Here is a 13,162-nt window from a genome sequence, read left to right on the forward strand (position 1 = left end):
ATGTATAAGGAATTTTTTGGATTTACCGAGCCGCCATTTTCAATTGTACCGAGCTCTCGTTACCTATTTTTGAGCCATCGTCATCGTGAAGCGATGCAACATTTACAAGCAGGGCTGGGTGATGGTGGTGGTTTTGCGCTATTAACTGGCGAAGTGGGGACTGGCAAAACAACCATCGCAAGAGCGATGCTTGCGGCACTCGATGATAGTACTCAGGCGGGGTTTATTTTAAATCCAACTTTTTCGAACATCGAGTTGCTTGAAGCGATTTGTGATGAGTTTGCGCTGTCTTACCCACCTTCAGGGAGTTTAAAAGCGCTTAGCCAAGTAATTTATCATCATTTACTGCATAACCACGCGCAAGGGAAACAGACGCTATTAGTGATAGATGAAGCGCAGCATCTGGCCGCCGATGTACTGGAACAGTTGCGACTACTGACTAACCTTGAAACGGAGAGCCGTAAGTTGCTTAAGGTTTTACTGATTGGTCAGCCTGAGTTACAACAAAAATTGCAATTACCTCAATTACGCCAACTTGCGCAACGTATTACCGGTCGTTATCACTTGCTGCCTCTCAATGTTCAAGAGACAGAGCAGTACATCCACTTTCGTTTAGCGTTAGCCGGCGGTCACAAGGGCGGTCACAAGGATTGGTTTGATCAGAAAAGTATCAAATGGATAGCAGAACAGACCCACGGTATTCCGCGTTTAATTAACTTAGTGTGCGATGCGAGTTTCAAGTTAGCCTATCAGCAGGGCGTGAAAGCGCTCTCATTTGAATTAGTGCGTACCGCGGGTCAAGAGGTCATGAATTTTCAGTCTTCGGTCTATCAGTCGCCTCATGCTCGCCTCGTACCGTCTTCAATATCGTATCGCTCTCCTCTCATTGCGGGCTTAATGTTAGCTGTGTTCATTGCGTGGTTTAGCCCGCCATGGATTGATCGCATGATGCGCTTTGCGTTGCCTTCCCCTGAATTACCTAAACCGATCACTCAAGTGGTGATCAGTGCTCAATTGGAACAAGATCTAGAACGCTCGAAGGCATTGGAAGCGGCCATTAGCGATCTTTATAAAGTGTGGGGTTACAGCGCATCTTTGGCCGATAGTTTTTGTGATGCTCAAGCACAAGGACGCTTTCAATGTCAGCGTATGCAGGGTGATTTCAACCAATTAAAGCAGTTAAATTTGCCAGTGGTGCTCACTTTAGCTGCGGAGCAAACACAAGCTTATGCGGTGCTGTACCAGATCAATGCTGAGCAGGTGCAATTGTTAATGTCAGGAAAGCATGTGCAAATTAACCAAAGTCAGCTCAATGACGTATGGACAGGAGAATATCACTACATTTGGCAGCACGATTTACTCCGAACGTTGAAACAGGGCATGCAAGGAGATGATGTTGAACTGCTTGACCAAAAATTGTCTCAGTTACTTGGAGAGCAAGCTACAGGGCATCAACAATTTGATGGTGAGGTAAAGCGCAAAGTAGCTTTTTTCCAACGCTGGCAAAAAATGGACAGCGATGGTATTGCTGGGGCTCGCACTATAAGTCGGCTTGAGCTATTGACTCAACACAACGCACCTCGCCTTCTCATTACTAAGGAGCAAGGATAATGTCGCAAGTGCTTAAAGCATTAGAGCAATCAGAGCTTAGCCACCAGAGCAAAAGCTTACCTCACTCTTCTCATGTGGCAGTATTTAATCAATCCTTGCCATCTTCATGGTGCTCGAAATCATCACTTACCGCGTTGTTTGCTCCATCGCTGCTTTGTTGCGGTTATCTTGTTTATCATTCATATCAAGCGCGAATCAATGAGCTAGAACAATTGAAGCGCAATGCGACACAAGTTGTGCAACAAGAGGGGGCTTACCAAGTTCTGGAATACCCTGACTTTGGTGAGTTACAAACCAATACACCACGAGTGAAAACTCTTGCAGAGACAAGCTCTACGCCGCCATTTACTCCTTTACATGGTACCCAGTTGACGACTCGTGAGCCGCGAGATAAAAACGCAGATCAGGAGTTTGGCCTTAATGATCTCGACTTAAGTCAATTATCCCCGGAATTGGCACAACGAGTTGAGTTGGCGATTCAAGGCAAAGATCAAGTCGTACTGGTAGGAGACACATCAAAAGGTCATCTTCTGCTCACAGAACATCTTGATACCTTTTCAGGACGTATCCCAGCGCTGAATTTCCAGACTCACGTTTATTCAAGCCGCACAGATAAACGATGGGTAAAAATTAATGGCGTAGAGCGAAAGGTAGGTGATGATGTGGTGAATGGCGTGCAATTAGTCGAGATCAATCCGCAATCGACCTTGATACGTTTCGATGGTGAATTGATTGAAATCCCAGCTCTTTATGATTGGAAAGGATAAAAAAACGGTCACCTTTCTCTGGTGACCGTTTTTCAAGTGATAGATCCAGTCTGTTAGGGAGATTATGCCCAACCAGAAGGGTGTTTCTTACGGCGTGGGATAATGTGTGGCAAAATTAGTCCAAGTAACAGACCAATACCCGCTACGCCGCCCCCATAAGTAAAGTATTTAAGCAGTAGATCCTCTTTCTGAGTATCCAGCTTAGCGCGCAGTTCGCGAATTTCAGTTTGTGAATCAGTGAGCTGCTTACTGATATCACTGTAGTTTTGTTCTAACTCTGAAATTTGTTGATTGCGAGCCTCTAATGAATTGGCCAATCCGGCTTTTTCACTGTCTGCATTTTGCTTTGCATTGGCCAATTTACTTTTCACTTCGGCCAGCTCACTCTCCAATTTAGGCAAACGCATCGCCATGCTTTCTTGGCGAGTGACAAAACGGCTTTCAACCCAACCCGTGCGGCCTTTCTCATCGGCAATCTGGCTATAACCAGTATCGTTATTAACATCAAGCAGCTTTACTTTGTCTCCTGCATCGATGCTACCGAGAATGCGAAATTGGTTACTTGGACCTGAATGAATATAAGTAAAGAGTTTGTCCGCAATATAGCGGTCTTGCGCAAACGTTGGCGCAGCCAACATGGTCAGTAAAACCATGCAGATCAGTTTTTTCACGATAAGTCCTTTAGCTATCAAATGAGGTATTAAAATGCTTTCGACAAATATTAAGAAGTTTCGTTGATTGGTGCAACAAAGAAGGGAGGCTAAGCCTCCCTTTCTGTGCGTTTGAGTCAATTAATGACATTGCACTTACAATCTATTGACTTATTGTATTAGCCAAATATTGCTTGCAGGGCATAGAAGAAAATGACCGCAAGTAAAGCGCCTGCTGGCAAGGTGACAATCCATGAAGCAACGATATTACGCACCACACCTAGATTCAATGCCGCAATTCCACGAGCAAAACCAACCCCTAATACCGCACCAACAAGTGTTTGTGTGGTTGAGATTGGAAGGCCAGTACCTGATGCCAATACGACCGTTGACGCTGTTGCCAACTGAGCGGCAAAGCCACGGCTTGGCGTCAGTTCAGTGATACCCGTACCGACCGTCGCCATCACTTTGTGACCAAGGGTAGCTAGGCCAACCACAATACCAAAACCACCCAGTGGCAAAATCCACCAAGCGATTGAGCTTTTAGCACTGACAGCACCCAAGCTTTCAACAGTTGAAACCACCGCAGACAGAGGACCAATCGCGTTAGCTACATCATTTGAACCATGCGCAAAAGCCATTGCACACGCAGTGATCACCATCAATACGCTAAAGATGCTCTCAACACCGGAAAACCCATGGTCTTCTTCGCGGTTGGCAAATTTTCTCTTGATGTAGTAGTAACCACCGACCATAACAAGGCCTGATAACGCCGCAGAACATAACCATGCTTCACCGGTGCTCAGGTGTAAGCCTATATGTTTAAGGCCTTTTTTGATGGTAACCAGTGCGATCACCATAGTGGTGATGAACATATAAATAGGAACAAAGCGTTTGGCATTCATCAGTGGATTTTCAGTATCGAAAATCAATCGTTGAGCACTGACGAAGATTAAGTAGGCGAACAAACCAGAAATGACTGGGGTGACAATCCAACTGCCTACGATGCCTTTTACTGAGGCCCAATCAACCGCTTCTGGGCCGACAGATATGCAGGCAAATCCGATAATGGCGCCGATGATAGAGTGAGTCGTTGATACAGGCCAACCCATGTATGAAGCCAACAATAACCATGTTCCGGCGGCGAGAAGTGCAGACATCATGCCATAAACAAGAACGTCGGGTTGGTGAGCGAAAAGTGCGGGTTCGATGACGCTGTTACGAATGGTTTCGGTTACTTCACCACCCGCTAAATATGCACCAGCGAATTCAAAAATCATCGCAATGATAATAGCTTGTTTTACGGTTAGCGCTTTTGAGCCTACTGAAGTTCCCATTGCATTAGCAACATCATTTGCACCAATACCAATCGCCATCATGAAGCCAAAAGCGGCTGCAACAAGAATCAGGACAGTGCCGTAGTTCGCAAGGATATCCATCGTAATACCTAGTCTTTTGATAACAAGCGGAGCATAACTGGACTCATTTTCTCGAAGCGAGTCAAAACCATCAGCGGAGAAAATAATCAACGCCTAAGCTGATGGATCAAGTTTTGCTCTTCGTTATTTGGTTAACTTACTGATTTAAGAGCGAGAAAGCATTAGTTCAAGACGAGCGCCAACGCGCTGAGCTTGATCGGCAATGCCGCCCACCCATTCTAGAATTTTGTACAAGAACATTACATCGATCGGATTCATTTTCGACTCAATAGCCATTAATTGTTGGCGGAGTCGAACCTGCATCGCATCGGTGTCATCTTCAATCACATCCAGTTGATTGATCATTTCCGCCACCAGTGTGACTTCACGACCTTTAAATCCTGTTTCCAATAACTCATCGAGCTCATTGATCACTTTTTGCGCTTGATTTGCTGCATCAAGGCAGCGTTTTACGTAGGCAATGAAGTTTTCTTGAAGAGGCTCTGGGATGATCAATTGACGACCGTAGACACGGCCTGCAATATCTTTTGCAAGGTTGGCCAGTTTATCTTGCTGAGTTAACAGCTCTAGCATGTCAGTACGATCGACAGGCATAAATAAACCGCGTGGTAGTTTAAGACGAATTTCACGCTTGAGTACGTCCGCTTCTTTCTCTAAATGAGAAATTTGGGCTCGAATTTCACCTGCTTTCTCCCAGTCACCCTTTGAACAAACTTCAAAGAAATTGACTAAGTGAGAGCAACATTCATTCACACACACAACGTGGCGCTGCAAAGGCTTTATAGGGGACTTTGCAAATAACCCCATAATTGTATTTACTGGCATGGTCGTTCAACCTAAAAAATATAACCTTAAAATAACATACACCATTCATGGCGAAATGTTGAGCGATGGCTATAAAGGCGCGCATGTTAACCCATTAAATCTCTCATTAAAACTGTTTTAGATCATCATTCCGGTGATATTTGTTACTTGCCCCACTGTGCATTAGGCCATATTCTTTCGCTATCTGCTTTGAAAGGGTTAGTTATGGAAACCGAGATAGAACTGAAGTTTTTTGTTTCACCAGAATTTTCGGAAATTTTGCGTTACAAGATCTCTGAAATCAAAGTACTTCAGCACAGTTGTCGAGCGTTAGGGAACACTTACTTCGATACACCTGACAACTGGTTGCGTCAACACGACACAGGGCTTCGTATTCGTCGCTTTGATGATGTGTATGTTCAAACTGTTAAAACGGCGGGTCGAGTCGTTGCAGGGTTGCACCAAAGACCAGAATACAATGCTGAGCACAACAGCAATGAACCGAACTTGACGCTTCATCCGGAAGATATCTGGCCACAAGGTAAAGATATTACGACCTTACAATCTGAACTGATGCCTCTATTTTCGACCAACTTCACACGCGAGCAGTGGCTGATTGGCATGGCCGATGGCAGCCAAGTTGAAGTGGCTTTCGATCAAGGTTTTGTTGTTGCAGGTGAAAAACAAGAACCTATCTGCGAAGTGGAGCTGGAGTTGAAATCGGGGCAAACGGATGCCTTGTTTACGTTAGCTCGCCAGTTTTGTGAGCACGGTGGTATGCGTCTGGGTAACTTGAGTAAAGCGGCGCGAGGCTATCGTCTTGCGTCTGGTTATCAAGGTGATGAAGTTCACGCCTTAACCTTGGTCAATACAGTCAGTACTGACAGCGTGGAAGAGTGTTTTATTCACTCGCTAGAGCATGCATTATCCCATTGGCATCACCATGAACAGATCTACACCGAGCGCGATTCAATTCCAGCGTTACATGAGATAAGCCACGCCACCAGTTTTTTACGTCAGATCCTGAGCATTTATGGCGGCATTGTGCCACGTCGCGCTAGCGCTATTTTACGTCAGGAATTGAAATGGTTGGAGCAAGAGTTATCGTGGTTAAAAACTCATGACTACCTAACCAATCTGCTTGAAGATAAAGGCCACGCACTGCGTAAACTGGACGCTCGTAAATTTATCATCGCCGAGTTAAAAGAGCAGCAAGAGGCACTACCTAATCGGGAAGAAAACTTAAAGCTGCTCAGTTCGGCGCGGTATACAGGGTTACTGCTTGATCTCAGTCGTTGGATTTTGAGCCGTGGATGGCAACCCTTCTTGGACGATAAAGCCAGAGAAAAAATGGCGCGTAACGTCGGTTCGTTTTCGGTGAAGCAGTTGGATCGCACATGGGCCGAGTTAATGGAAGCTTTTCCTCCTAAAGTTGAGCTAAGCCCTCAAGAGTATGTTGATCAGCAGTATCGTTTAATGCGTAATCTCTACACTGGCATTGGTTTTGCGAGCCTTTATGATATTGAAGAACGCAAAAACTTCCGTCTCCCTTGGGCTGATTTACTGCAAGGAATAGATGATTTATTAATGCTCAAGCCGCTAGAGAATTTGATCGACAAGTTGCAAGAAGACGAACAAGAACAACTCAAGCGATGGCTGATTCGCCAACAAAACTCCATTGTTCATGCAATGGAGCAGACGCGACAAATTGGTATTGAAGCCGAGCCTTATTGGCGTAAAAGTCGCTAATCAACATGGCTCACAGCCAAAATGAAAAAGAGATACTGCGGTGTCTCTTTTTTTATATCTCTGCTCATGTAGTTTCATTAATTGCAATTGATTTGTGGATGAGATCAAATCTTCAACAGGTTGCACAACGAAACGACTACAGTTCAAAAAATCAGGGTCGATAGAAACCTAACAGGTATCATGATTGACAGGGATGAACAACAAGCCTGAGATCACAAATAATGCCATGAGTGAGTGGATCAGCAACAATAAACACATTGGATTTGTCTCATCTTTGATATCATCTTTGATATCATCTTTTTTCATACGAAGCTCAAAATAAATAGCTTTTTTAGTTTTTGAGTTTGCTTACTTACCGAAATTTCAACATATAAGACATAGTGGAGAACTGACAATGGCAACAATGGCATTTAAGCCATGGGAACGTTTGATTACCGATATTCGTCTCGTTCCTAAAATGGTTATGCTGATGGTGTTTAGTACAGTATTGATCATCGCAAAGCAGCTTTGGGATGCTCGTACTTTTTACGAATCACTGCTTGCAGCAACTCAGAATACCGAAATCGCTCAGCAACACTATGATGCTTATTTGACTCAAGTAGTATGGCAAACGGCATTCATGATCATCGTTTTTGTTGTGCTTTTACTCGCCGCAGCCAAAGTCATGCTACGCCAAACACAATATTTAAGTGATTCAATTAAGTTGATGGCAAGTCGTGATCTTTCCACACCGATTAATATGGAATGTAAAGATGAGTACGGCGACGTTGCGCGAGAGCTTGAGAAAACCCGCCGCCAGTTGCAAGACGTCATTAAGATGCAAGTGGATGCCTCACAAGAGCTTTCGTCACTTACTGAAGTCATGACCATCAGCATGTCAGAAACCAAAGATTCGGCTCAAGAAGAGTTTAACGAAATTGACCAATTGGCCACCGCCATGAGTGAAATGACATCGACGGTGCAAACGGTCGCAGAGCATGCACAAAATGCATCAGCACTAACCGAGCAAGCGTCAGGTCAAGCAGAAACTGGTCAGCGTTTTGTCAAAGGCACCATCACTAAGATGAGTGAGCTATCGAAGGATATCGCGGCATCAGCGCAAGCCGTCAACCAAGTTGAAGAACGAGTGGTTGCGATTGGCAGTGTTGTTGGAACCATCCAAAGTATTTCCGAGCAAACCAACCTACTCGCGCTCAATGCTGCCATTGAAGCGGCTCGGGCTGGTGAAGCTGGGCGTGGTTTTGCGGTGGTGGCCGATGAAGTGCGTAACTTAGCGCAGCGCACCCAAAAAGCGACGATTGAGATCCAAGAGATGATTTCTCAATTACAAAATAGTGCCAATTCAGCCGTTGATTTAATGGAAAAAAGTGTAGTTGAAGCGGCTGAAGGAGTTGAGCTGGTTACGAATGCGGGCACTGAATTAGATGGTATTGTGAATCAAGTGCAACGGATCAATGACATGAATATCCAAATCGCAACGGCCGCTGGGCAGCAAACTAGCGTGGCTCAGGAAATGGACCAAAATCTAACCAATGTGAGGGAGCTTGTTGAAGCCTCAGTAACAGTGGTTGGTGAGTTGCTTGAAACATCAGAGATCATGCAAAGCAACGCCGAAGAGTTAGATCGGAAAATCACGATGTTCAAAGTCTAACTCTGTAGAAATTCGATCCTTCAATCAACGCCCACAATTCTTGTTGTTGGGCGTTTTTTATTGATATAAGTTTGCTATAAATAGCCTTCTAGCGACTGCATTGGTCTCAATTCACAAGGATGTCTCATGTTACTGCCTTCATCACTTCACGCTTTTGCGCACACAACCTATCAACATTTGCTAGAGCAACAACCGAGCATTGCACAGTGGTCCGAGCCATTGAAAAAACAGCTGTTGTATGTGGTCGGGATGAGCCAGTTTATCAATGAAGCATTATTGCGAGATGAACGGTTGTGTATGCAATTACCGGAAATGTTGGCGGGAGAGTCAAGGCTAGAGCATTACCGAGACGATCTCGCTATACAGCTAGAAGAGTGCAAAGATGAAATGTCAGGGCATCGTATTTTGCGTCAGTTTCGTAACCGTGAAATGGTGTGCATCGCTTGGCGAGATTTCACCGCCAGTTGGACATTAGAAGAGAGCCTTGCACATCTTTCAGCACTGGCGGAAGCACTCATTTTTGAGACTTACCAGTGGCAGTACGCTGTTTGCTGCTTCGAGTGGGGAACGCCAACTAACGACCAAGGTGAAGCACAACCTATGCTGATCATCGGCATGGGCAAGTTAGGTGGCGGTGAGTTGAACTTCTCATCGGATATCGACCTCATTTTTACTTATCCTGAAAACGGTGAAACACAAGGCGCTCGCCGCAGCATCGCGAATGCGCAATTTTTTACCCGCTTAGGCCAGCGAATCATTAAAGCGTTGGATCAACATACCTTTGACGGTTTTTGCTACCGAGTTGATATGCGTTTGCGTCCTTTTGGTGAAAGTGGCCCACTGGTGATGAGCTATGCGGCGCTCGAAGATTATTACCAAGAGCAAGGGCGTGATTGGGAGCGTTATGCGATGATCAAAGCTCGAGTAATGGGGCGGGAAATGTATCCGCAGTACCAAGAGCTGCGTCAAATGCTGCGGCCATTTGTGTTCCGCCGCTACATCGATTTTAGCGCCATTCAATCTCTGCGCCGTATGAAATCGATGATCAGCAGCGAAGTGAGACGTCGAGGGCTGCATAACAACATCAAATTAGGCGCGGGCGGGATCCGCGAAATTGAATTCATCGCACAAGTATTTCAGTTAATTCGTGGTGGACGAGAACCCAGTTTACGTCAGCGTGGACTATTAGAAACACTGGTTGCAATAGAAGAACTTGCCCTGCTCAAACCGCAAGAAGTGGCCGATTTACGACAAGCTTATCTGTTTTTACGTCGCCTTGAGAACCTATTGCAAGCGATGGCCGACAAGCAGACGCAAACCTTGCCAGACAATGAACTGGATCAACTTCGCTTAGCTGTTGCTATGCAATGCACTGACTGGGTAACGCTGCTTCACGAAACGCATCAACACATGATCAAAGTACATCAAGTATTTGCAACTCTGATTGGCGATGATGAAGAAGATGATGACCAGTGCGTTGCTAAACATTTTCACGAGCTGTGGGATATGGCGCACAAGCCTGATGTGCTTGAAACGATTTTTCAACAAGAGCTTACCTGTGATGATCCTGTCGGCATGGCGCATGTATTGATCCAATTTAAAGAGGATTTGGCGAAAAAAACGCTGGGCCCACGCGGACGAGATGTATTAAACCGGTTGATGCCAAAACTGTTCCAAGCGATTTTCATTCACCCAGATGCGCAGTTTGGCTTACCTCGTGTGCTGCATTTGATGTACAAAATTGTGACTCGAACCACTTACCTTGAGCTGCTAGATGAACACCCTGCGGCATTGACGCAACTGGTGCGTTTATGTACCGCAAGCCCGATGATTTCGGAACAGCTTAGTCGTTACCCCATTTTACTCGATGAACTTATCGACCCGCAGCATCTCTATAATCCAATGGAGTTGTCCGCTTATAAAACTGAACTGCGTGATTTTCTTGCTCGTATTCCTGAAGAGGATATGGAGCAGCAAATGGAAGGATTACGCCAATTTAAGCAGATCTGCATTTTGCGTATTGCTGCTGCTGATATTGCCGGTGCGTTGCCTGTGATGAAAGTGAGCGATCACTTAACCTACCTTGCTGAAGCCATCGTTGAAGCTGTGATCAACCAAGCTTGGCAGCAAGTCAGTGCAAAATACGGCCAACCCACTCATTTAAAAGAGAGGAATGGTAAAGGGTTTGCAGTCGTTGGCTATGGCAAAGTGGGGGGCTGGGAGTTGGGCTACAATTCCGATCTTGATATCGTGTTTCTCCATGACTGCCCAGTGGATTGTTACACCGATGGCGCAAAAGAGATTGATGGCCGTCAGTTTTATTTGCGCTTAGCCCAGCGCGTGATCCACATTTTTGCCACTCGTACCGCCTCTGGTATTTTGTATGAAGTTGATACTCGTTTGCGCCCGTCTGGAGCGTCCGGTTTGTTAGTTAGCCCCGCTGAAGCGTTTGATGAATACCAGCGCAATGAAGCGTGGACGTGGGAACACCAAGCCTTAGTTCGTGCCCGAATGATTTATGGTGATGAGCCACTGCAACAGGCTTTCCATCGCACCCGCCATGAGATTTTGTCATTGGCAAGAGATGAAACCAAGCTCAAGCAGGATGTCGTCGCGATGCGGATAAAAATGCGCGATCATTTGGGGGGAAAGAAAAGTGGCCGCTTTATGCTTAAACAAGATGCTGGTGGCATCACTGATATTGAGTTTTTAGCTCAATATCTAGTGCTGCGTTTTAGCCATGAAAAGCCAAAATTGACGTTTTGGTCAGACAACGTACGCATTTTTGAGTCACTGCTGAACCAAGGTGTTATGGAGGAAGAACAAGCGCTGGCTCTCACCGATGCCTATACCTCAATGCGCAATCAGATCCATCATCGAAACTTGCTTAACTTGGATGCGGATGTTGACGAAAGTAAGTTTGTTGACCTGCGAAAACGAGTCACAAACGCTTGGCAGCAGTGGCTAGGTTGAGTGTTTTAGAGACTCAATGAGCTGTGTTACACTCAGCGCAATAACAAAAATTGGAGATCCACAATGAAACCAATCCTACCTGACTACAATGATGCAGGTGTATTGATTATTGGCGATGTGATGCTTGATCGCTACTGGTATGGCCCAACTGGTCGCATCTCACCAGAAGCCCCCGTTCCTGTAGTAAAAGTAGAGAATAGCGAAGAACGTCCAGGCGGCGCGGCAAACGTTGCAATGAACATTGCTTCGCTGGGCGGTCATGCGCACATTGTTGGTTTAACTGGCGTGGATGAGCCTGCTAACGTTCTGACTGAAACGTTAACAGCGTTGAAAGTGAGTTGTGATTTTGTTGCTCTGCCAAATTATCCAACCATTACAAAATTACGCGTGCTAAGCCGAGGCCAGCAACTGATCCGTTTGGATTTCGAAGATAAGTTTGAGAACACCGATCCAGAACTGATTTTATCTCGCATGGAGCTGGCGTTACCGAAAGTGAAAGCGGTGATCTTGTCCGATTACGCTAAAGGTGCATTAGAGCATGTGCAGCAATTGATCCAAAAAGCACGTGCAGCCAACGTCCCCGTTTTTATCGATCCTAAAGGAGCCGATTTCGAACGTTATCGCGGTGCAACATTGCTCACACCTAATATGTCTGAATTTGAACAGGTCGTAGGCAAAGTAAAAACAGAGCAAGAGCTAGTAGAAAAAGGCTTTGCCTTGATTGAACAGTTTGATCTTGGCGCGCTGTTGGTGACTCGCAGCGAACATGGCATGACACTGTTACAACGCAATCAGAAGCCATTCCATTTACCAACATTAGCCAAAGAAGTGTATGACGTAACGGGCGCTGGAGATACGGTGATTTCAGTGTTGGCGGCATCAGTTGCAGCAGGTAAACCACTTGATGAAGCGTGCGCATTAGCCAATGCGGCGGCGGGTGTTGTGGTTGGGAAATTGGGCACCTCAACCGTTTCAACCATTGAACTAGCGGAAGCGGTTCACGGTAGCAAAGATACTGATTATGGTGTCATCAGTGAACAAGCCTTAATTGATGCGGTAAAAGTGGCTCAAGCTCAGGGCGAAAAGGTGGTAATGACCAATGGTTGCTTTGATATTTTGCATGCAGGACATGTTTCTTATCTTAACCACGCAGCCAAATTGGGCGATCGCCTGATTGTTGCCGTTAACACGGATGAGTCGGTTAAGCGTTTGAAAGGCCCAGGTCGCCCAGTCAATACAACGGATCGCCGCATGGCGGTACTGGCTGCATTGGGCGCTGTCGATTGGGTGGTTCCTTTTTCTGAAGATACGCCACAGCGTTTGATTGCAGCTGTACTACCTAACTTATTGGTGAAAGGTGGTGACTATAAACCTGAAGATATCGCCGGTGGTGAAGAAGTGATTGCGGCGGGTGGAGAAGTCAAAGTGTTGAACTTTGAAGATGGTTGCTCAACCACAGAAATTATTGAAGCGATTAAAGGCGGCAGAGGCTAACATCACGCCACATCCTTTGGCTGA

The 13,162-nt window shown here is 45.7% G+C and carries 9 protein-coding genes; 6 read left to right on the forward strand and 3 right to left on the reverse strand.

Annotation, left to right across the window (positions count from 1 at the left end):
- Both N5E84_RS01010 and N5E84_RS01015 read left to right on the forward strand, forming a co-directional pair.
- Nucleotides 1-1,611, forward strand: a complete 1,611-nt coding sequence (locus N5E84_RS01010; protein WP_019283344.1) for an ExeA family protein — start codon at nucleotides 1-3, stop codon at nucleotides 1,609-1,611.
- Entirely contained in the window at nucleotides 1,611-2,378 is a 768-nt protein-coding gene (locus tag N5E84_RS01015; RefSeq protein WP_019283345.1) for a general secretion pathway protein GspB, read from the forward strand. The genes N5E84_RS01010 and N5E84_RS01015 overlap by 1 nt, the downstream gene beginning before the upstream one ends.
- A 62-nt stretch (nucleotides 2,379-2,440) precedes the next feature.
- Here the strand turns inward: N5E84_RS01015 and N5E84_RS01020 are convergent, their stop codons facing one another.
- The 3 genes from N5E84_RS01020 to N5E84_RS01030 all read right to left on the reverse strand — a co-directional run bounded on the left by N5E84_RS01020 (nucleotide 2,441) and on the right by N5E84_RS01030 (nucleotide 5,292).
- Nucleotides 2,441-3,049: a TIGR04211 family SH3 domain-containing protein gene (locus N5E84_RS01020; RefSeq protein WP_026029138.1), complete on the reverse strand. Its 609-nt coding sequence runs from the start codon at nucleotides 3,047-3,049 to the stop codon at nucleotides 2,441-2,443.
- A gap of 158 nt (nucleotides 3,050-3,207) precedes the next feature.
- Nucleotides 3,208-4,467: an inorganic phosphate transporter gene (locus N5E84_RS01025; protein ID WP_026027278.1), complete on the reverse strand. Its 1,260-nt coding sequence runs from the start codon at nucleotides 4,465-4,467 to the stop codon at nucleotides 3,208-3,210.
- A 144-nt stretch (nucleotides 4,468-4,611) separates the two neighbouring features.
- The gene (locus N5E84_RS01030; RefSeq protein WP_013856047.1) at nucleotides 4,612-5,292 is read right to left on the reverse strand and encodes a TIGR00153 family protein; all 681 of its coding nucleotides are present in this window, start codon (nucleotides 5,290-5,292) and stop codon (nucleotides 4,612-4,614) included.
- A gap of 204 nt (nucleotides 5,293-5,496) precedes the next feature.
- Here N5E84_RS01030 and N5E84_RS01035 point away from each other — a divergent pair, with 204 nt between their 5' ends.
- The 4 genes from N5E84_RS01035 (at nucleotide 5,497) to hldE (ending at nucleotide 13,138) form a co-directional block, all read left to right on the forward strand.
- The gene (locus N5E84_RS01035; protein WP_029388459.1) at nucleotides 5,497-7,020 is read left to right on the forward strand and encodes an inorganic triphosphatase; all 1,524 of its coding nucleotides are present in this window, start codon (nucleotides 5,497-5,499) and stop codon (nucleotides 7,018-7,020) included.
- 394 nt (nucleotides 7,021-7,414) lie between these two features.
- Nucleotides 7,415-8,671 (forward strand): methyl-accepting chemotaxis protein, encoded by a 1,257-nt coding sequence (locus tag N5E84_RS01040; RefSeq protein WP_013856051.1) that lies wholly within the window; start codon nucleotides 7,415-7,417, stop codon nucleotides 8,669-8,671.
- A 126-nt stretch (nucleotides 8,672-8,797) separates the two neighbouring features.
- Nucleotides 8,798-11,644: a bifunctional [glutamate--ammonia ligase]-adenylyl-L-tyrosine phosphorylase/[glutamate--ammonia-ligase] adenylyltransferase gene (gene glnE / locus N5E84_RS01045; protein ID WP_029388460.1), complete on the forward strand. Its 2,847-nt coding sequence runs from the start codon at nucleotides 8,798-8,800 to the stop codon at nucleotides 11,642-11,644.
- A gap of 63 nt (nucleotides 11,645-11,707) precedes the next feature.
- On the forward strand, nucleotides 11,708-13,138 hold the full coding sequence (gene hldE / locus N5E84_RS01050; RefSeq protein WP_017042672.1) for a bifunctional D-glycero-beta-D-manno-heptose-7-phosphate kinase/D-glycero-beta-D-manno-heptose 1-phosphate adenylyltransferase HldE: 1,431 nt from the start codon (nucleotides 11,708-11,710) through the stop codon (nucleotides 13,136-13,138).
- Nucleotides 13,139-13,162: the final 24 nt, after the last annotated feature.

The organism is Vibrio sp. J502 (assembly GCF_025397955.1).
In the GTDB taxonomy this organism is placed as follows: Bacteria; Pseudomonadota; Gammaproteobacteria; order Enterobacterales; family Vibrionaceae; genus Vibrio; species Vibrio anguillarum.

Excerpts from the sequence above, each read along its gene's own strand:
- N5E84_RS01010 (WP_019283344.1), top strand. The coding sequence starts at position 1 with ATGTATAAGGAATTTTTTGGATTTACCGAGCCGCCATTTTCAATTGTA.
- N5E84_RS01015 (WP_019283345.1), top strand. The coding sequence starts at position 1,611 with ATGTCGCAAGTGCTTAAAGCATTAGAGCAATCAGAGCTTAGCCACCAG.
- N5E84_RS01025 (WP_026027278.1), bottom strand. The coding sequence starts at position 4,467 with ATGGATATCCTTGCGAACTACGGCACTGTCCTGATTCTTGTTGCAGCC.
- N5E84_RS01030 (WP_013856047.1), bottom strand. The coding sequence starts at position 5,292 with ATGCCAGTAAATACAATTATGGGGTTATTTGCAAAGTCCCCTATAAAG.
- N5E84_RS01035 (WP_029388459.1), top strand. The coding sequence starts at position 5,497 with ATGGAAACCGAGATAGAACTGAAGTTTTTTGTTTCACCAGAATTTTCG.
- N5E84_RS01040 (WP_013856051.1), top strand. The coding sequence starts at position 7,415 with ATGGCAACAATGGCATTTAAGCCATGGGAACGTTTGATTACCGATATT.
- glnE (WP_029388460.1), top strand. The coding sequence starts at position 8,798 with ATGTTACTGCCTTCATCACTTCACGCTTTTGCGCACACAACCTATCAA.
- hldE (WP_017042672.1), top strand. The coding sequence starts at position 11,708 with ATGAAACCAATCCTACCTGACTACAATGATGCAGGTGTATTGATTATT.